The 19729-nt window shown below is 62.0% G+C and carries 16 protein-coding genes and 2 pseudogenes; 9 read left to right on the top strand and 9 right to left on the bottom strand.

Going from position 1 to position 19729, the window contains the following annotated elements; translation table 11 throughout:
* Positions 1 to 351: 351 nt before the first annotated feature.
* Entirely contained in the window at positions 352 to 1248 is an 897-nt protein-coding gene (locus ACXJ16_RS25685; protein ID WP_054434311.1) for an AraC family transcriptional regulator, read from the bottom strand.
* Positions 1249 to 1437: 189 nt separating this feature from the next.
* Between ACXJ16_RS25685 and ACXJ16_RS25680 the strand changes: the two genes are divergently transcribed.
* Together ACXJ16_RS25680 and ACXJ16_RS25675 are read left to right on the top strand one after the other, a co-directional pair.
* Positions 1438 to 2169, top strand: a complete 732-nt coding sequence (locus tag ACXJ16_RS25680; RefSeq protein ID WP_463922539.1) for an SDR family oxidoreductase — start codon at positions 1438 to 1440, stop codon at positions 2167 to 2169.
* A 425-nt stretch (positions 2170 to 2594) separates the two neighbouring features.
* Positions 2595 to 2846, top strand: a pseudogene (locus tag ACXJ16_RS25675) (LysR family transcriptional regulator); the annotation flags it as partial.
* 339 nt (positions 2847 to 3185) lie between these two features.
* Here the strand turns inward: ACXJ16_RS25675 and ACXJ16_RS25670 are convergent.
* On the bottom strand, positions 3186 to 3521 hold the full coding sequence (locus ACXJ16_RS25670; RefSeq protein ID WP_324699283.1) for a TfoX/Sxy family protein: 336 nt from the start codon (positions 3519 to 3521) through the stop codon (positions 3186 to 3188).
* Positions 3522 to 4200: 679 nt separating this feature from the next.
* On the opposite strand from ACXJ16_RS25670, the gene ACXJ16_RS25665 reads away from it, so the two are divergent.
* Positions 4201 to 4590, top strand: a complete 390-nt coding sequence (locus ACXJ16_RS25665; protein WP_197283008.1) for a putative quinol monooxygenase — start codon at positions 4201 to 4203, stop codon at positions 4588 to 4590.
* A 7-nt stretch (positions 4591 to 4597) separates the two neighbouring features.
* Here the strand turns inward: ACXJ16_RS25665 and ACXJ16_RS25660 are convergent, their stop codons facing one another.
* Entirely contained in the window at positions 4598 to 5263 is a 666-nt protein-coding gene (locus ACXJ16_RS25660; RefSeq protein WP_054437405.1) for a glutathione S-transferase family protein, read from the bottom strand.
* An 85-nt stretch (positions 5264 to 5348) separates the two neighbouring features.
* Between ACXJ16_RS25660 and ACXJ16_RS25655 the strand changes: the two genes are divergently transcribed.
* Positions 5349 to 6314, top strand: coding sequence for a helix-turn-helix transcriptional regulator (locus ACXJ16_RS25655; protein ID WP_463922537.1), 966 nt, complete (start codon positions 5349 to 5351; stop codon positions 6312 to 6314).
* Between the two features lie 484 nt (positions 6315 to 6798).
* Here ACXJ16_RS25655 and ACXJ16_RS25650 read toward each other — a convergent pair.
* The 3 genes and pseudogenes from ACXJ16_RS25650 to ACXJ16_RS25640 form a co-directional block, all read right to left on the bottom strand.
* Positions 6799 to 7476: pseudogene (locus ACXJ16_RS25650) on the bottom strand (glutathione S-transferase family protein).
* Positions 7477 to 7542: 66 nt separating this feature from the next.
* Positions 7543 to 8112 (bottom strand): cysteine hydrolase family protein, encoded by a 570-nt coding sequence (locus tag ACXJ16_RS25645; protein WP_463922536.1) that lies wholly within the window; start codon positions 8110 to 8112, stop codon positions 7543 to 7545.
* A 20-nt stretch (positions 8113 to 8132) separates the two neighbouring features.
* Complete coding sequence (locus tag ACXJ16_RS25640) at positions 8133 to 8885, bottom strand: SDR family oxidoreductase (RefSeq protein WP_463923318.1); 753 nt, start codon at positions 8883 to 8885, stop codon at positions 8133 to 8135.
* A 129-nt stretch (positions 8886 to 9014) separates the two neighbouring features.
* On the opposite strand from ACXJ16_RS25640, the gene ACXJ16_RS25635 reads away from it, so the two are divergent.
* Positions 9015 to 9965, top strand: coding sequence for a LysR family transcriptional regulator (locus tag ACXJ16_RS25635; protein WP_463922534.1), 951 nt, complete (start codon positions 9015 to 9017; stop codon positions 9963 to 9965).
* 229 nt (positions 9966 to 10194) lie between these two features.
* Here the strand turns inward: ACXJ16_RS25635 and ACXJ16_RS25630 are convergent, their stop codons facing one another.
* A complete protein-coding gene (locus ACXJ16_RS25630; RefSeq protein WP_054437320.1) occupies positions 10195 to 10767 on the bottom strand; it encodes a hypothetical protein in 573 nt (190 codons plus the stop codon).
* A gap of 456 nt (positions 10768 to 11223) precedes the next feature.
* Positions 11224 to 12666: an efflux transporter outer membrane subunit gene (locus ACXJ16_RS25625; RefSeq protein ID WP_463922533.1), complete on the bottom strand. Its 1443-nt coding sequence runs from the start codon at positions 12664 to 12666 to the stop codon at positions 11224 to 11226.
* A gap of 90 nt (positions 12667 to 12756) precedes the next feature.
* Between ACXJ16_RS25625 and ACXJ16_RS25620 the strand changes: the two genes are divergently transcribed.
* The 4 genes from ACXJ16_RS25620 (at position 12757) to ACXJ16_RS25605 (ending at position 18104) form a co-directional block, all read left to right on the top strand.
* Positions 12757 to 13377 (top strand): TetR/AcrR family transcriptional regulator, encoded by a 621-nt coding sequence (locus tag ACXJ16_RS25620; protein WP_054437324.1) that lies wholly within the window; start codon positions 12757 to 12759, stop codon positions 13375 to 13377.
* 72 nt (positions 13378 to 13449) lie between these two features.
* Positions 13450 to 14535, top strand: a complete 1086-nt coding sequence (locus tag ACXJ16_RS25615; protein WP_463922532.1) for an efflux RND transporter periplasmic adaptor subunit — start codon at positions 13450 to 13452, stop codon at positions 14533 to 14535.
* Positions 14532 to 17693 carry an efflux RND transporter permease subunit gene (locus tag ACXJ16_RS25610; protein WP_463922531.1) on the top strand — a complete coding sequence of 1054 codons (3162 nt, stop codon included), beginning with the start codon at positions 14532 to 14534 and terminating at the stop codon, positions 17691 to 17693. The genes ACXJ16_RS25615 and ACXJ16_RS25610 overlap by 4 nt, the downstream gene beginning before the upstream one ends.
* A gap of 150 nt (positions 17694 to 17843) precedes the next feature.
* On the top strand, positions 17844 to 18104 hold the full coding sequence (locus tag ACXJ16_RS25605; protein WP_463922530.1) for a winged helix-turn-helix transcriptional regulator: 261 nt from the start codon (positions 17844 to 17846) through the stop codon (positions 18102 to 18104).
* Positions 18105 to 18327: 223 nt separating this feature from the next.
* Here ACXJ16_RS25605 and ACXJ16_RS25600 read toward each other — a convergent pair whose 3' ends face one another.
* Entirely contained in the window at positions 18328 to 19725 is a 1398-nt protein-coding gene (locus tag ACXJ16_RS25600) for a sensor histidine kinase (RefSeq protein ID WP_054437328.1), read from the bottom strand.
* Positions 19726 to 19729 lie beyond the last annotated feature (4 nt).

Raw genomic sequence — 19729 nt, 5'->3', positions numbered from 1 at the left:
GCAGAACGTCAGCTATATCTCGCGGCTGTCGCTCGGAGTTGTGCAATAGCGCCATCGGCAAGGGCCGCTTGCTGTTAGGGCAGAGAAGCTTTGTTCTCTAGCGCATGATCCCAAACATGTCTCGTCTGTCTCGATGCCGCACCCAATTTGTCGCGCCAAGGGGGACCCGAGATGCGGACGGTTCGCAATGCTCGGGGAGCGGACCCTATTTTGCAAGCGACGATGATCAGCGAGTGTTTGTCGATCCAGTCTTTGGCGCTCTCCAAGCGCGCCATTGCTCCCTGTAACGAAGCGGATCGCAGCTGGGCAATTATCGTCGCCCCGCATCGGACCGAACTACGCCTCGCCCCCTCAAATCGCCATAGCCATCTGCGGCGTTGCCCTTAACCGCCTCAAGTCGCGGACAGGCGGGGCGCCGAAGAGGCGACGATACTCTCGGCTAAACTGGGAAGGACTGTCATAGCCAACACGGAAGCCCGCCTCTGCCGCATCAAGCCGGTCGGCTAGCATCAGCGCCCGCGCTTCCTGCAACCGCAGCTGCTTTTGATATTGCAGCGGAGTCATGGCGGTGGCGCGGCGAAAATGATCATGGAAGCTCGACATGCTCATGCCGGCAAGGGCGGCAAGGTGCGGTCCGCTAAATGGTTCGCGGAAATGGGCCTTAAGCCAGGCGATCGCTTTAGCCAGCTGGCTGGTGCGGCTTTCGCCGCTCGCTATCGCGCGCAGGACGCCTGCGCCCGGCCCGGTCATCATCCGCACCAGCAATTCTCGCTCGATGAGCGGCGCGAGCAGCGGCGCGTTCGCCGGATCGCCGAGCAGCGCCGTCAACCGCGTCGCCGCGTCAATCAGTTCAGGTGTCATCGGGTGTAGCGTCATCCCGCCGCTCTCCTCCGTGCCCGCCGGCAGGGGCGGCAGGGTTAGCGCGATCTCCGACAACAGGGCGGGGTCGAGATAGAGGCAAAAGCAGAGATAAGGCGCGTCCGCGCTCGCGCGTGTCACAGCGCCTGTGATGGGCAGGTCAAGTGAGGCGACGAGGTAGCTGGCAGGGCCATAGTCGATCACCGCATCGCCCAGCAGCACGCGCTTGCCGCCCTGCGCGATGATGCACAGCGCCGGACGCTGCACCATATGCACCGGCTCGCCACCCTGATCCGAGCGCACCAACGTGAGCCGAGCGATGGGCGTGTCGATGATGCCTTCGCACTCGGCGTATCGGGCAATCTGTTGAGCCAGTTCTTGATGCGCCATCAGCGCTTCTCCCAGAGCCTTCGGTATGATCCGCCTACACAGTCGATAGCGACCGATCCAGCCCGACGCTAGAAATCTGGAATATCGTGCAATCATCCCGGATGACCGTTCTACCTCCTTCCGACCAGATAGCGCCATCTAACGGGCATTGGATCGATGGTTCGGTCCGTCTGAACAGGAGTGACTATCATGACTATCGAGGACAAGGTCATCGCGATTACCGGCGCCAGCAGCGGCATCGGCGAAGGCACGGCGCGGCTGCTAGCGGCGCGCGGCGCGAAGCTGATGCTGGGCGCTCGCCGCACCGACCGGCTCGCCGCGCTGGCGGAGGAACTGAACGCAGCTGGAGGCACGATCGCCTTCCGGTCGCTCGACGTCACCGACCGCGGCGATTTCGAGGCGTTCATCGCCGCGGCAGAGGCCGAATATGGCCGCGTTGATGTATTGGTCAACAATGCGGGCCTGATGCCGCTGTCGCGCTTCGACAGCCTTAAGGTTGACGAATGGGACCGGATGATCGACGTCAACATCCGAGGCGTCCTGCACGGCATAGCCGCCGCCCTCCCTCGCTTCAAGGGCCAGGGCAGCGGCCAGTTCGTCAACATTTCTTCGATCGGCGGCTATGCCGTGTGGCCGACCTGCGGCGTCTACAGCGCGACAAAATACGCAGTGCGCGCCATCTCGGAGGCGCTGCGCATGGAGCATGACGACATTCGCGTCACCATTATCGCACCGGGCGTCGTGGAATCTGAACTGGCCCACACGATCACCGATCCGGTCGCGGCGCAGGCAATGGTCGATTTCCGCTCCATCGCGCTTACGCCGGACGCGATCGCGCGCGCCATCGCCTATGCAGTGGAGCAGCCGGCGGATGTGGATGTTAATACGCTAATCGTCCGGCCGGTTCGCTCAACAATCTGATGAGGATGGGGGCATTCGCATATTTCCCCCGTAACTCGGCAGCAGACAAAGTCCTACGCGCTCTTGAATTTCTCGAAGACTATATAGGATAAATGCGGCCAAACGTTGCAAAATCTCGAATTTTTACTACGAAGCCAACGTTAAAAATCGCGCTCGATCTGACGATCTATCTTGTCCGAACCGACCAATTTACGACATTCTGACCATGCTTTTGCTTACTTAGGTGCGGACGGTCCGGTCAGGTAGCTTCCGATTAACATACGATGCCCGATTCGGTGCTTGAAATGTCAGCTCATGTCCGACCCGGCCATCAGCAAGTTTGACAGCTGCCGGGCAGCGAAGCCCCCGCCCCATGTATCGCCCCCATCAGGGACAAAGTCGGGTGGCGGGTTCAACGACAGTTTCGGGCCGCCGGGCATGGCTCCGCCGCCTGCATATCGTGGACGGAAGTGTTTCTAGGCGGAACCTCGGCGATGGTGACGGCAGCAGTCTATGCCGGACTTGCCATTTCCGCCTTCTCCTGCCGGCTGGCACCTTCGGGAACGATGGAAGTCAGTCAACGCTTCGGCCTGCCGCCGCTGCCGTCCACCGAGATCGTGATGTTCTCCACGCTGACCGACATGAAATCGCGTGAGGCCCTGCGTACCCTGGCCGCCACATTCCGCGACCATCGCCCCGGGACCAAATTAGAACATCTCAGGCCCGATGAAACTGTCGGTCCTGTTCTGCCTACCCCATGCGCGATCCATGCCCGTGGTTCGAGTGATAGGGAACAGGGCTGAGGAGGCGAAGGGACCGAGCGCCTGAGTTGAAAATGTCAGCTATCATTGCTCCTTGCTGACGCACTCGCCCCTTATGAGACGCTCAGCACCCGTTTGCAGCGCGGCAGGTGCCGACGGTCCGCAATCCGGCAGGTGTCAACCAGATATTGCCGTTCACCAAGTGTGGTGCGTACGTCCGGACCGGACACAAAGCGACAGTCGTTTAACGAACACCGGCTTCTGCCAGGCGTTGAATCAAGCGGATTTGCGCTTGGCTCTGACCTTGGGAGCAGGCAATTCCTGGAATGTGATACGAACGATCTCGGCAAGCCACTCACTGTCATCCCACTGTTCCGCGTCGATCAGGAGACAGGGCTTTGCACCGGGATACGGAGGTGCTTCTTCCGCGCCGGCAGCGAATGCCCGCCCTCCAACCGTGGACTTTACGAATAGGTGGTCGTCGCAGACCAATGCGACCATTTTCCCATCACAATAAATGCCGAATTCGCCAAACATCGCCTTGGCTGTAACGGTGCCCCCGCCTGCCATCTGCTCAACAAGGAATTCGACGGTTTTACGATCAGACGCCATAAGGCGATATCGCTGGTCCTGATGAAAAGGTCGAGGGTCAATCGACCCTTTGCGGCCACTCAGGGTGCAAATCCTGATCGCCAAGTGCGGAAGGTCCGGTATCGCTGAAACCCGCCATTCGTTCATTGGATGGTGAGCAACGGCCGGAAAGACTGACATTGGGACCTCGGGCCTACGCAGTTTTGCGGTTTCCAACGCAGGAAAGCAAACCATCCAAGATTGAAAAACCCCGAGCCAAAAGGCTTCGGACGTTGGGTGTTTTAATGATCCGGAACTTTAAACCTTCACGATCAGCGCCCTGGTGTGCGATCAGCATGTTCAGGTTTTCGCCGCCATGACTGCAAGCGGCCATGAGGACGTACGAAGTCGCCTGCGCCGGCGATACGGTCCACTGCTTGAGGATGAGGCGATCGTTCGGGCAGGGTTTGATTGGAGCGAGCCATTGGCGTGCGCGATGGTCTCGGCGAGCAGCTCGCGGTAATAGCAGTACCGACCAAACTAGGTCGTTCATTAGAGGTGCGAATGTCGGGATCGGACAGGAGCAGTGGCGGGACCTAGGGACGCTTCCGCCCGGCAGTTATCTGCGGTTGACGCGGATAGCTGCGGATCAGTAGTCCCGCAGGTAGCTACAGCTGCTGATGTTCCTTCCTCTCGCGTAACCTTTCGTTATGGTGGAGAAATGGACATTGAGCGACGCACCGTACTCACGGGCATGGTGGCATTCTCGGCAGTTGGACCAGCTGCCGCAGCAGAAAAAGGGGACGCCATGTACGGATTGATCAGCAAGATGACTGCACGCCGCGGGGAGTGGGACGCCCTTTCGGCGATTCTGATAGCCGGCGTTGCCGGAATGCCCGGCTGTTTAAGCTACGTCGTCGCCGCTGATCCGACGAATTCGGACATCATCTGGATCACTGAGGTTTGGGAATCGAAGGACCTGCACGCGGCTTCCTTGGCGCTTCCCTCGGTGCGAGACGCGATCATGAGAGGACGTCCCCTCATTGCGGGAATGGAGAGGGTAGCCGAGACGTCGCCGGTTGGCGGCTTCGGCCTCGGTACCCAAAGGTAGCAATGAACTACGGCAGGTCATTTGCCCTGCTTGCATCGACAGCCCGCTGATGAGTGGCGGCGAGTGCCTCATCTTGACGCGCAATCTTGATCGCCGCAGGGCGGCCGGCAATCCGCGCAGCATAGGAACGGAAAGTGTCGTTGCCGGGTATCAGCTTGAACGCGATCATCCAGTTCAATGCGCCGCCCCACAATATGTCCGCAGCGCTGAAATCGTCCCCAAGCAGATACGGCCCGCTCCGCAACTGTTCTTCCAGCGTGTTTACGACATGATCGTAGTCGCCATAGGGTGACATTGCTGAGGGCCCGGGCTCGCGGCCTAGTGCCTTGTCGGTCACTGCAGGTTCAAGGCACGCAGCATAGTAGACGAGCCACCGGAGGTAGGAGCCTCGGCGACTATCGTCGATGGCTGGAGCCAGCTTCGCATTCGGGAACAGATCGGCAAGGTAGATAAAGATCGCAACTTGCTCCGTTACGAGCACCCCGCGATGCAGGATCGCAGGCACCTTGCCGAGCGGGTTGACCGCGAGGAAATCAGGTTTTCGTTGCTCGCCTGCTTTGATGTTCAAAATGGCCAGCTTATAGGCCGCGCCGAGCTCCTCCAGAAGCGTTAGAACGCCGGCGGAGCGCGATTGTGGCGCGTGAAATAGGGTAATTGGCTCGATTGGGTTCATGGCGGGTTTCCTGATCGGTGTCGACAAGCCGTTATCGAACCGCCAAGCTGACATCTTCTGTCAGGTATGCGGATAGTTTTAAACGATGCGGGCGACCCGGCTGCTTAAGATCCTTATGACCCTTCAGGCACGGCGCCGGGTGTCGGCCTCCGCACTTGCCGAAGAGTGCGAAGTATCGGTCCGGACGATCTACCGCGACGTGGATGCACTCAGTTCGGCAGGTGTACCGATTTACGCCGATCGTGGTTCGGAAGGCGGGTATCGGTTGCTTGAAGGGTATCGCACGCGCCTGAACGGCGTGTCGGATCGGGAGGCGGAGGCCATGTTCCTGTCGGGACTTCCCGGGGCAGCCGACGCTCTCGGACTAGGTGCAACGCTGGTGACCGCACAACTCAAGCTGTCGACGGCGCTACCGGAGTCGATGCGGTCGTCAGCGGATCGTACGCGGACGCGGTTTCATCTCGATGCGCCGGGGTGGCTCGATAGAGGCGAAACGCCCGAGCACCTGCGGACCGTATTTGAGGCAGTGTGGCACGATCGGCTTATCGACATCCGCTACCGGAGCTGGAAATCCGAGCGGCGCCGACAGGTAGCGCCACTTGGTCTCGTCTTGAAAGCGGGCGCCTGGTATTTGATCGGATCAGTCGGGGCGAGCGTTCGCACTTATCGTATCAGCCGAATTTGCGAACTGGCATTGCTCGACGAGCATTTCGAACGGCCTGCGGCTTTCGATCTTGCCGATTACTGGCGAGAGAGCACGGCAAGGCTGGAGGAAGAGCTTCATTCCGCCTCGGCCGTCGTCCGGCTGACACCGGCAGGCATCAAGATGCTGCCGGCGTTCCTGTCCCCGTATGCGCAGTTGGAGATGGTACTCGGCGATGAGGATGACGCAGGTTTTCGGGTTGCCACGCTTCCAGTCGGCTCTATCTCGCATGCCTGCTCCGAGCTTCTACGATTTGGAACCGATGTCGAAGTGATTGGGCCGCCCGCGCTCCGGGAACATATGATAAAAGTGATAGATCAGCTCGGCCGGACATACTTGCGACCCTGATTGAGGTAAAATGGATTTCCCATATTCTGTTGGGTTTCACGGCGCGCTTCGCGCCGACCGCTCTTCAGCATTCCAGACATGGAGCGCGGTGGCGGTGGGCAGAGTTGCAGGCATCTCCACGATCCGATCGTCAAAGTGGCCGTCTGAAGAACGCTTTGGGCCTGAATAGCAGGAGCGCCTTGAGGCACCTACCGATACAGACGTTCCAGCTTCACCGGCGGAATGACCGACTTCACTAAAACCGGCCATTTTTTTGGGCCTTCCGTCCGCGTTCCCACTTATGCCGCGCGCGGCTGACAGGCGCCATGAGACCCATTTAGGCGATGCGCGCCAAGCTCGATCAAGGGTAGCGACGAATGCTCTTGAAGCGGCAGAGCGATAGCCGCGCTCTTCGCGCAAAGGTCCACGCTGGCGCGTTTCCATGGGGCGTCTGTTGCGATGCGGACGGCGCCATTGTCGATGCTCCGCAGAACTGGGCGGCGGCCTAGGTCGAAGTCAGGAACGCGCCGTGGTCTTTCAGATGGGTGCGGAAGCGCGCGCGATAGCCCGCCATTACTGCGTCGCGGACGCTAGGACGCTCTTTCACGGCGCGTCGCCATGATGCGACACGGCTCAGGCTGCCGAAAATGTCGTGAGGGACACCGTCTCCCAGGATGTCGAAGTAGCGAAATACTGGGGCGGTTACCGCATCGACCATGCTGAAGCCAGCGCCGGCGAAATAGGGTCAGTCCGACAGAACTGCCTCGAAGCGCTCCAGCTTCTTCCTGAAATCAGCGGCTTTGTTCTTGGCGACGGCCTCATCGACGGCGTTCAGATATCCCCAAGCGTCCATCAGCATCGCAGACGAGAACTCGATCCAGGCGCGGTGTTGCGCGCGCGTCAAGGGATCGGTTGGATGAACGGGGTGATCGGAATAGACCTCCTCCAGGTATTCGCAGATGGCCATGCTCTCAAACAGTACGACCGGCCGGTCCTGGTCGCGCTCGACTTTGAGCAGCGGCACCTTGCCGGCGGGGGAGATGGCGAGAAGCCAGTTGGGCTTGTTGTTGAGATCGATCTGAATCTGCTCGAAGGGAATGTTCTTTTCTTGCAGTACGATGGCGACCCGTTGCACGAACGGGCAGAGCGGATGACTGATCAGCGTCAGACTTGAGTTCGTCATGGCGACTTCCTGTAGAGAGAAGGGGCGGCCCGGCTCGAGGCAGATCAAGCCGGCCGCCACGGCCAATTACTGCGCCACGAATTCTCGCGTGGTGATGGCGTTGGCATAGAAAGGCGCGATCTCGGCCACAAAGTCATCCTGCTGCTTGCGGCTGTAGCCGGCTGAAGCGTCGTAGATGACGTTGGTGTTGTAACCGAGGTCGTGGGCGTTGCGCATCGAGGATTCGACGCACTGCCGCAGCGAGTAGCCAGCGAGATAGATGTCGAAAATGCGATTATTGCGCAGATAGTTGTCGAGCGTGGTGCCGACGAAGACGCCGCTCCCGCAGCCGCGCTCGCGGACGACGAATTCGCCCTCCGCGGGCTCGAAGCCTGGGAAGAAGGCTGCCTGCTCGCCCAGGAACGATCCATAATCGCGCATCATCTTGCGCAGCCCATATTTGCCCTCGCCCAGCACCTTGAACTCGGGCTCGAACTTCAGCGAGGCGCGGATCACATGCATGCCGCGACGGCGGGCCTCAGTGAGCGCGGCCTTCGAATTGGCGATCGCGACGTCAACCTGCTCACGGTCCTCGAACGAGGGATAGATTCCGCCTGTCGGCGAAAGCCAGTCATTGACATATTCGATCAGGATCAAGGCGCTCTTGGGTTCGGTGTTCAGCCGTTCAAGGTGCGCCCGCCGTCGACGATGATCTCGGCGCCCAGAGTCCAGGCGGATTCATCGGAGGCGAGGTAAAGCACCGCCTTGGCCACTTCCTCGGGCGTGCCGAAGCGGCTGAGCGGGATGCTGGCTGCGATCGCCTGGGTCGCCTGCTCGCGATAGGCGTCCGGAATCCCCAGCTTGTCGTAGAGCGGGGTTTCGACAGGGCCGGGGCTGACGGCGTTGAAGCGCACGCCCCGGCCGATCAGCTCGGTCGAGAGCGTCTTCGAGAAGCTCAGGAACGCGGCCTTGGTCGCGGCGTAGACCGAAGAGTTCGTCATGCCGATATGGGCGTTGATCGACGTGTTCAGGACCACGGACGCGGGATTGGCGAAGACCGGCAGCAGCGACTGGATCAGGAAGTAGGGACCCTTGACGTTGATCGCGAAGGATCGGTCGTAGGCCTCTTCGGTCCACGCCTCGATGGGCTGCCAGACCGACACGCCGGCGTTGATGAAGGCGACGTCGAGTTGGCCATATTCGGCGGCGATGGCGGCGGCCAGCTCGCGCTGCGCTTCGACGCTGGAGGAATCGGCGGCGAGCACAGTGACGTCCGAGCCGAACTCGGCCCGGGCGTTGGCCAGGCTGTCGCGGTTTACGCCCGTGATGATGACGCGCGCGCCCTCGGCGAGGAAGCTCTTGGCGGTGGCGAGGCCGATCCCGCTCGTGCCGCCAGTGATGAGAGTGCGTTTGCCGGAAAGGCGAGACATCGGATGCTCCTTGAGAAACAGCGAGGCGATTGGGTTCGGCTCGGTGATCTCAAGATGCATTCATGCGCGATATATGATAAGTCAGTCGTTCCGCATATAATTCATACTGTTTGCGCATGATCGGACGAGATGGACCGTCTACTTTCCATGGAGTGTTTCGTCAGGACGGTCGAGACCGGCGGTTTTTCGTCCGCCGCGCGCGACCTCGGGCTGAGCCAGCCGAACGTGAGCCGCAATGTGGCGGCCCTGGAGACGCATCTTCGGCAGCGGCTCTTGCAACGATCCACCCGCAAACTGCACCTGACGCCCGAAGGCGAACGCTACTATGTCGAAGCTCGCCGCATCCTCGACGCCGTGAACGAAGCCGAGTCTGCGCTGAAGAGCGAGGCCAGTCCCTCTGGTCTGCTCCGCGTCGCTTGCCCAACGGCCTTTGCTCACGCGTTTCTGATGCCCCAAGTCCCTGAGTTTCTGCGGACCTATCCGGGTCTCGATCTCGACCTGCAGATTTCCGATCGTTTCGTGAACCTCATCGACGACGGCGTCGAGCTGGCCCTGCGGATCGGACACCTCAGCGACAGCGCCTTGCGCGCACGGCGTGTCGGCCTTTTCACGCGCATTTGCGTGGCGGCGACGGATTATCTCGACGCGCGCGGCACGCCCGAAACGCCGGGCGACCTGATCAACCATGACTGCATCGTCTATTCCCTGCTGTCGACGGGCGCGACCTGGCGCTTCGCCGACTTGGAAGTTACGGTGTCCGGCCGACTTCGCGTGAGCGCCCCACAAGCCGCGCGCGAGGCCGCCCTGGCCGGCCTGGGCGTCGCCCTTGGGCCGCATTGGCTGTTCGAGGACGGCCTCAGGAGCGGTCGCCTCAAGCGGATCCTCACCGGATATGAGGCCACCCCCGTTCCCATACACATCCTCTACGTCGCCAACCGCCTTCTTCCGCGTCGCGCCACGGTGTTCATGGATTTCATGGCCGCAGCGTTTTCCAAGGTCGAGACGCTGAACGTCGACCGTTTGCCTTCCGGTTGCGGTGACGACCGGTGGCCGCCGTCTCGGAAGCGGACAGGTAACTAGCGGCCCAGTTCCGGTCGCAATTCGCGCCCAGCGAGCCGACCGTTGAGTGACGGCTTATGGTAATGAACCAGCCGCTGGACTCTCCGCGGAACGGAAGAGTTGTCCCAGACCTTGCCCATCACAGCGGACCCTTTATCGTGGTTCAGCCATCAATTTTCCAACCTCAAGTCAGGATGTTCCGCTTTCTCGATTGCTGCCGCCCGCGCCGCATACAACGGAAGGCACACCATCACTCCGGCGTGTCGTCATTTTCGACCTTGGCCTGCGCTGCGAGTTTTGCGTCGATCGCTTCCAGCGCTTTGATGAAACGCTCATGCGCCAATTGCGCCTTCGGCATCAGCTTTGGGCTGATACCCCCGGCGGCGAGAATCTCGGCGCGAACCTCCATCATCTTTTGCGCCTTCTTAATCGCATTGACCGCCACCAGGTCTTTGGAGATCGAGACGTAGCGGGTCGGTAGCCCAAACCGAGGATGGGTGCGAATTGCCTTGTCATCCGGCACGAACACGATGCGCGGTTCTCCACCAACCGTAGGGGTAACGTCGCGCCGGGTGCCGTCCTGTTGCTCCCATATCGCGTGGTGCTCTGCCTCCAGCCATACGCCAGGCTTTTCCCAAATGATCCATCCCATGATCGCCTTGCCACCATGAGCGCGGATCGCCCGATCGACGTTATCGAAGCACTCGGTTTGCATGCTTCCCTCTAGAGGCTCCACCTCGATCCACTCGGGCACACCCTTGAGTGCGATGCGAGCAAAGCGGATGACCTGGTCGTCGATTTGGGCAGGAGCGATCGGTTTCATGGTCGGGCATCTATGCCTCACTCACATTTCCAGCAAGACGCACTCGCCAGACTGAAAGGGCGCCTGGCAGACCTGTCGACTCTCAAAGGCTTGATGCCGTGCTCGCCGTTCCGTGCTCGCCCCTGCCCGGTCGTTCAGCACCCAATTTTACGCTCTCAGGTGCGGACTGGCAGCTTTCCCATTTTGGATGCCTTCGACTGGCCGATAGGCGACCGTCGGGTACTGGGCCTGGTCGTGTAGATAGCTAACGCTTAGGCGGCGTCGGCCGCCGACCAAAAAAGTTATCCTGAAGGGGCGGTATGAATGAAGGGTTTCACCGAAAATGGCCGCCGCCGTCCCACTTGCCTGGCAATTGCCTCACTACGCCTCAACGTGAGGGGGCCACAGGTTGCTTTCACAAGCGGCTCATCGGAAAATCTGCGACTGACAGTCTAAAGAGCCGAATTTCGGTGGCGATCAACCCGCGGCGCTCCATCCTCCGCCAAGGGCACGAAACGATGCAATCGCGCCTCGCGTTGCTGCGGCGCGCGCCTGGATCGCGCCATCGCGGGTTTCGAGCAGGCGACGGTCGGCATCCAGCACCTCGATCAGGCTTGCCATTCCGCCCTTGTAGGCGGCCATGGAAGCGTCTCGCGCCCGTGACAGCGAACCTTCGCCCTGGACGAGGGCCGTCGCGCGCGCTTCCTGTTGCAGCAGTGTGGAGAATGCGTCCTCGACATCCTGCGAGGCGCGCAAAACCGTCAGGCGGTAAGCCGCCAGCGCTTCGACATTGCGTCCCTTGGCGGCCTTTATCTCGGCGTCGACCCGCCCGAAATCAAACAGCCGCCAGCGCAGGCCAAACACGCCATTGGCCTGCGTGGCATTGCCGGTAAACAGGCCACCTGCAGCCGTGGTCGCCGTTCCCAACAGGCCGCTCAGAGAGAATTTCGGATAATATTCCGATACCGCCACATCAATGCGCGCGTTGGACGCGGCAAGCGTGCGCTCCGCAGCTATGATGTCGGGGCGACGGCGCAGCAAGGCGGCCGGCCCTCCGGCCGTCGAGATCGCAGGCGGTGCTGGGACTGGCGTCGACGCTGCAAGTTCGGGGCGTGTCGTGCCGGGCTGAACGCCGATCAACACGTCGAGTGCATTCATCGCCATGTCGAGCTCGTTTTGCAGAGCCGGGACGGAGGCGCGGACCTGCGCCAAAGCGCCTTCCGCTTGCCTCAACTGCAATTCGGCAGCCACACCCTTGCGATATTGGAGCGCCACAAGGTCGACCAGCCGCTGCTGGGTTTCGAGTTGCAAACGCGCGACATTGAGCCGCGCCTGCAACATTCGGATGGCAACATAGGTATCGGCGATTTGCGCCGCGACGGATAGGCGCGCGGCAACCGCGCCGGCTTGTGACGCCTGCCAGTCGGCGCGCGCCGCATCGCGAGCTGCGTCGCGCCCTCCAAACAGGTCGATTTCCCAGCTGACACCGAGGTTCAGCTCATAGGTCTCGGTCGACCGCTCGAACTGGGGAAAAGCACTGCCGATCCGTCCGATAGGCGTGTCACGGGACTGATAGACCTCACCGGCCTGTCCGCTGACCTGACCCGAGGGCATCAGCGCGGCATCCGCACCCTTAAGCGCCGCGCGCGCCTGGACGACGCGTGCGGCCGCCTGCTGGAGATCAAGATTCTGCGCCAGTCCCCGTTCGACAAGGCTTGTAAGCAGCGGATCATCGAACGTGCGCCACCATGCAACCAAGTCTGCGGATTCCGATGCGGACGATCGCGCCTCGACCGCAGGTCCGCTCGTAAAGGCGGCCGGCTGTATCGACACCGGGGCTACATAGCGTGGCCCAACTCCGCAGCCGGCAAGAAGGACGGAGCCGCCTACGGCGGAAAGAATTGAGTTCAGGGGATGCATCGCTTCCTCAGGACGCAAATGGCAAGATATGACTGATATATATAATGGTCACTCGTTGTCAATCATGGCCTATGTCATTATGCTTGAGCGATGAGCAGCAGCACCTACACCAATGACTCCCCGGTCCGAGGGCCCGCAGAACATGCCGTGCGCGACCAGATCATCGCGGCGGCGCACGAATGTTTTGCCCGCTATGGCTATGCCAAGACTACCGTGGCCGACCTCGCCAAGGAGATCGGATTCTCAAAAGCCTATATCTATCGCTTCTTCGAGTCGAAGCAGGCGATCGGGGAAGCAATCTGCGGTTCGCGACTGGAGCAGATCTTAACAGAGGCGCGCGCTGCGATCGATCAAGGCAACAGCGCGACAGATCGTCTTCGTCGCATGTTCAAAAGCTTGACAACCCGAAGCGTTGACCTTTTTTTCCATGATCGCAAGATTTATGACATCACGGCCCATTCTGCCGCGGAGCAATGGGGTTCGTCCCTGGCATACAAGCAGACGCTCAACCACATGCTTGCCGAAATCATCAAGAGCGGCCGAGAAAGCGGCGAGTTCGAGCGCAAGACGCCGCTCGACGAGACTTGCCGGGCGATCTTCCATGCCATGACGCCCTTTGTCGATCCGCTCCATCTCGAGCGCAATCTCGACCTGCTTCCCGAAGCTCCATCTGAAGTGATGAGCCTCATTCTGCGCAGCCTCGCGCCGTAACAATGACCAGTGACCTATTGACATAATGGTCACACGACAACAATGCTCCTCCAAAGTTTGGAGGATCCAGCCTTGTCGAGTCGTTTTCTAGGAGCAGGCCTTTGCGTCCTTGCTCTCCCGCTTTCCCTCGCAGCATGCAGCAAGGCGGATGGCGACCCGCGTACGGAGCCGCCCCTGGTAAGGGTGATGACGTCCGCGTCGCAGGGCGGAATCAATCGCGAATTCACCGGTATCGTCGCAGCCCGTGTGCAGAGCGATCTGGGTTTCCGGGTCGGCGGCAAAGTGATCGAACGCCTCGTAAATGCCGGACAGGTCGTACGGCGCGGCCAGCCGCTTATGCGGATCGATCAGACCGATCTCGCGCTTGCAACGCGGGCATCGCAAGAAACGGTGCAGGCCGCGCGTGCACGCTCGGTGCAGACCGCAGCCGACGAGAAGCGTTTGCGCGACCTCGTCGGCGCGGGAGCGGTCTCGGCTTCCACTTACGATCAGGCAAAGGCCGCAGCGGATTCGGCCCGTGCTCAGCTCGCGGCGGCGGAAGCGCAGGCCCGGGTTTCGCGCAACGAAGCGAATTACAGCCTCCTCATGGCCGATGCCGACGGCACGGTCGTCGAGACGCTTGCGGAACCTGGGCAGGTGGTGGCAGCAGGCCAGATTGTTGTCCGGCTGGCCCGGTCCGGCCCACGCGAAGCCCTGGTGCAATTGCCAGAGACGATCCGACCGGCGACCGGCTCGACGGCCCGTGCCCGCACTTATGGCGGCGCGACGGGGCCGGCGCGCCTGCGTCTTCTTTCCGATGCTGCCGATCCGGCGACGCGCACCTTCGAAGCCCGCTACGTTCTCGAAGGCGCACCGGCGGACGCTCCGCTCGGATCGACGGTTACTGTTTCGCTGGCGCAGCCCGGAGATGCGTCATTGACCGTGGTGCCGCTCGGCGCAATTCGGGACGAGGGCAAAGGTCCCGGTGTCTGGGTGATCCGCTCCGGCTCGCCCGCGAAGCTCGCGTGGCGGCCTGTGCGGATCGCGGCGGTCGGTGAGGAGACTGCGACGATCGCATCGGGCCTCAAGGCAGGTGAACGCTTCGTTGCCATGGGAGCCCACATGCTGCACCAGGGTCAGGCCGTGCGCACTGCGCTGGTGCCGGGAGCCGCGCAATGAGCGAGCATGCGCCCGAAAAGGGGGGTTTCAACCTCTCCGCGCTCGCCGTGCGCGAGAAATCCGTCACTCTCTTCTTCCTGATTGCCATCGTCGGTGCAGGTATCTTCTCCTTCCTCAGCCTTGGCCGGGCGGAAGATCCCAGCTTCACCATCAAGGTCATGACCGTGGTTACCGCTTGGCCTGGCGCGACCGCACGGGAAATGCAGGACCAGGTCGCCGAGCCGCTCGAGAAGCGGTTGCAGGAACTGCGCTATTACGACCGCAGTGAAACCTTCACGCGGCCCGGGCTTGCCTTCACCACGCTGACACTGATCGACAAGACGCCCCCGAAAGAGGTGCCGGAGCAATTCTACCAGGCCCGCAAGAAGCTGGGCGATGAAGCCGCGAAGCTGCCTCAGGGCGTGGTTGGACCTTTCATCAACGACGAATATGGTGACGTCACGTTCGCTCTTTACGCGTTGAAGGCAAAGGGCGAACCGCAGCGGCTGCTCGCGCGCGAAGCGGAGAGCCTGCGCCAGCGATTGCTCCACGTTCCCGGCGTCAACAAGATCAACATCGTCGGCGAGCGTCCCCAGCGCATCTATGTCGAGTTCGCCCAAGAGCGTTTGGCGACCCTGGGTGTATCCCCTCGCGATATCTTCACGGCGCTTGCGAGCCAAAATCTGATCACCCCTGCCGGCGCGATCGAAACGAAGGGTCAGCAAACCCTGGTGCGCCTGGATGGCGCCTTCGACGACCTGACGAAGATCCGTGATGTGCCGATTGTCGCCAACGGGCGGACACTGCGCCTGTCCGATATCGCCAAAGTGACGCGCGGCTATGAGGATCCGGCGACATTCCTGGTTCGCAGCGAGGGCGAACCCGCCATTCTGCTTGGTGTCATCATGCGCGAGGGCTGGAACGGCCTGGATCTTGGCAAGTCGCTCAAGGCCGAGATCGAGAAGATCTCGTCCGAGCTGCCGGTGGGCATGAGCCTGACGCCCGTGACCGATCAGGCCGTGAACATCAGCGAAGCCATCGACCAGTTCATGCATACATTCCTGGAGGCGCTTGCGATCGTGATGATCGTCAGCCTCGTCAGCCTCGGCTGGCGGGTAGGCATCGTCGTCGCGGCCGCCGTGCCGCTGACGCTTGCGGTGGTGCTGGTCATCATGTGGGCAACTGGCCGGGTCCTCGACCGCATCACGCTGGGCGCGCTCATCCTCGCGCTTGGCCTTCTGGTCGATGACGCCATCATCGCCATCGAGATGATGGTCGTGAAGATGGAGGAAGGTTACGACCGCATCAAGGCCTCGGCCTATGCCTGGAGCCACACGGCCGCACCGATGCTGGCGGGCACGCTGCTGACGGTCATCGGTCTGATGCCGGTTGGGTTTGCCCAGTCCACGGCTGGGGAATATGCCGGAAACATCTTCTGGGTAGTAGGCTTTGCCCTCATCGCCTCCTGGTTCGTGGCGGTGATCTTCACCCCTTACATGGGCGTGAAGCTGCTGCCCAATATCAAGCCGGTCGAAGGCGGGCATTCCGCGATCTATGAGACGCCGCGCTACCAGAAGGTGCGCCGGGTCATAGGTTGGGCGGTGCGCCGGGTCATAGGTTGGGCGGTGCGCCGTAAGAAGCTGGTCGCACTGGCGACCCTTGGCGCATTCCTTGTTGCCGGCGCGGGTATGCCGCTGGTGAAGAAGCAGTTCTTTCCCGCTTCCGACCGGCCCGAAGTGCTGGTCGAGGTGCAGATGCCAAAGGGCACTGCGATCGCCCAGACGGCGAAATCCGCCCAGGAGGTCGAGGCCTGGCTGCGCAAGCAGCCGGAAGCCAAGGTCGTCACAACCTATGTCGGACAAGGCGCTCCGCGCTTCTTCATGTCCCTTTCGCCTGAGTTGCCCGATCCGTCGTTCGCCAAGATCATCGTGCGCACGCCGGATGAGGAATCGCGTGATGCGCTCAAGGTCCGCTTGCGCCGGGCTGCGGCAGATGGGCTCGCGCCTGCCGCACGCGTGCGCGCGACGCAGCTCGTGTTTGGTCCCTATTCGCCGTTCCCTGTCGCCTTCCGTGTCAACGGACCCGATCTCGCAACGGTCCGCTCCATCGCGGCCAAGGTCCAGAACGTCCTTCAAGCCGATCCCATGATGCGCACCGTCAACAGTGACTGGAGTGAGCGGGCGCCCGCGCTGCACTTCGTGCTCGACCAGGATCGTCTGCGCGCGATTGGCCTCTCCTCCAGCGACGTAGCGCAACAGCTTCAGTTCCTCTTGACCGGCGTCACCGTGAGTCAGGCTCGCGAAGACATCCGTACTGTCGATGTCGTAGTGCGCTCTGAGGGGCCCGATCGGCTCGATCCGGCGCGTATCGGCGACTACACCCTCACCGGCGCGGACGGGCAGCGCATCCCGGTCAGCCAGATTGGCCGGATGGAAGTCCGTATGGAGGACCCGATCCTCCAGCGCCGCGACCGGGTACCGACCATCACGGTGCGCGGCGATATCGCCGATGGGCTTCAGCCGCCCGACGTATCGGCGGCGATGGCGAAGAAGCTGCAGCCGATCATCGACGATCTGCCGGTCGGCTATCATATCGACATGGCGGGCTCGATCGAGGAGGCTGGCAAGGCCAATGCCGCGCTTGCGCCGATCTTCCCTATCATGATCGTGCTGATGATGATCGTGATCATCCTTCAGGTGCGCAGCCTGTCGGCAATGTGGATCGTCCTGCTGACAGCGCCGCTCGGTCTGGTTGGGGTGGTGCCGATCCTGCTGCTGACGGGCCAGCCCTTCGGGTTCAACGCAATCCTGGGGCTCATCGCGCTCGCGGGCATCCTGATGCGCAACACGCTGATCCTCATGGGCCAGATCCACGACAACGAGCATGCCGGACTGTCTCCTTTTGATGCGGTGGTCGAGGCGACGGTCCAGCGCTCGCGTCCCGTCATCCTGACAGCGCTGGCTGCCGTGCTGGCGTTCGTGCCGCTCATCAGTTCGGTGTTCTGGGGATCCATGGCGGTGACGCTGATTGGCGGCACCTTGGGCGGAACCGTCCTTACCCTGTTGTTCCTGCCCGCGCTCTACGCACTCTGGTATCGCATCGCGCCGCCATCGGGCGATGACCGGTCGGCGACGCAGGCCACCGCGCACGGCCCGGCGCCACGGGAACGCCTGGCATGAGCAGCGCCATCTTCAGGACGAGGTCCGGTCTATCGAGAGATGTTCCATGGCAATAAGTGAAAGGTTGCGCAGCACTTGGTCGAGCCTCTGGCGCTATCTCGAGGTGCTCGACCACGCCGCTGCCTATGATCCACTCGAAGAGCAGCGGCGGTGGATCGCCGGTCTCGAGGCCCGCATTGCAGAGGTGGAGGCGGCGCTGTCGTCGGGACAAGAGGGGCCATTCCCGCCGTCTCAGCCAATATCCTGGCGCGTAGGCTGCGCGAGCTCGAAGAAGCCGAAATCATAAGCCGGCGGGCGCTGACAGCCCCTGCTGGCTGCAGGGGCTATGAACTGACAACCCTTGTCGAAGCGGCGCACCCGGTCATCGGGACAATCGATCGATGGGCATCGGTGCTTGTCCGGCTAGGGTAGTTTGAACCAAGGTCTCAGAATAATCTGCCGAAAGAATGGCCTGTATGGTGTTATTATCATCGGAAGCCATCCGACAGCACTCTGCTCGGCCTCGGTCGATGGACACTAGCATTACAACTGGCCGAAGGGTCTGCTCTGGCGAGGTCCGGTCATAATCTGAATGTCCGCTCCCAAGCCTGCGAAAATCTCGGTCGAACGGCTTGGTTGGGGGCTATGCAGGTGTTTAATCCGAGGCTGCCTGGATGGGCATGCTTGCCGAAGCTTGTGCGGGGAAGCGCAAGGTTACCCGCAGGCCCGGTGCCGCGTCGGCAAATTCGATTCTGGCACCGTGGACCTGGGCGATGGCGGCGACCATGCTCAGGCCGAGCCCTTCGCCGGGAATGCCCGCCGAGCCTTCCGCACGGTAGAACGGCTCGGTCACGCGCGCGCGGTCGGCCGGGGCTAGGCCCGGGCCGTCGTCCGCCACGCTCAGCACCACCTCATCCGCCCGCCGGACTGCGCGGACTTCCACCCTTCCCCCGTCAGGCGCGTGCTTGAGCGCGTTGTCGAGCAGGTTCGAGATCGCCTGAAACACCATGTCGAGGTCGAGATCGGCCACCAGCGGGCGCCGCGCGAGAAGCTCCAGCTCGATCTCTCTCCGCTCGGCTTCCGGCTGGTAGAATTCGACCACGTCTTCCAGAAGTTGCACCAGATCGGTGCGCTGGAGCCGCACCGTGGCCCGGCCGCCTTCAAGCCGGGAAATGCGGATCAGGGCGGCGAATATCTGGCGGAGCCGGTTGGCCTCCACGATGGCCTCGCCGATGGCGATGCGGGCTGCCGGGTCGTGGCCGAGATCGTGTTCCAACACTTCAAGCTTGCCCGCCAGACGCGCCAGCGGGGTGCGCAGTTCGTGCGCGGCGTTGTCTGACACGCGGCGGACCGCGTCGAACAGGCTCTCGATCCGCGAAAGCATCAGGTTCAGCGTTACGCAGAGCCGGTCGAAGTCGTCGTTCGTGCCCCGCACCGGCACGCGGCCGGAAAGGTCGCCTTCCATCACCTGCAAGGCCGTGGACGTGATCGTGTCGATCCGCTTGCCGATGGTGTGGCTCATCAGCCAGCCGCCGGTAAGCCCCAACGCCAGCGTGCCGCAGAGCATCCACAGCGCGCCGGTGCGCAGCATGTCTTCATCGTCCACGATATCCTCGACATCGCGGCCCACGATCAGGCGCCCGCCGTCCGGCATCGTCTGGTCGCGCACCAGCGCGGAGTGGTCGATCTCGAAACCGTCCACGAACCTGTCGGCCTCGATGATGGACAAGTGCCGGTTCGGTACCGGCGCCCAGCTTGGCAGGTTGGTGGCAAGGATTTCGCCGTCCGGCGCGATCAGGGCATGGAACGGGATACGCTGATCCGCCCGGTGCGAGCGTCGCTCCAGCGCCGCCCGCGCCGCCGCGATCCCGTGCGCGCGGTAGATCGCGGCGATCTCGCTCGCCTCGGCCTCCACCACCGAACTGACCTGATCCATCGGCCGCTCCACACGGAACCAGTAGCCCGCGCCGATCATCAGCCCGACGGAAAGGCTGAACAGCACCGCGTAAGTCAGCGCGAGCCGGAACGACAGGCTGCGCAGCAGGCGCTTCATGGCC

Source organism: Novosphingobium sp. TK71, from assembly GCF_055361505.1.
Note: the sequence above shows the minus strand (reverse complement) of the source record. Positions and strands in the feature narration are given on the sequence as shown.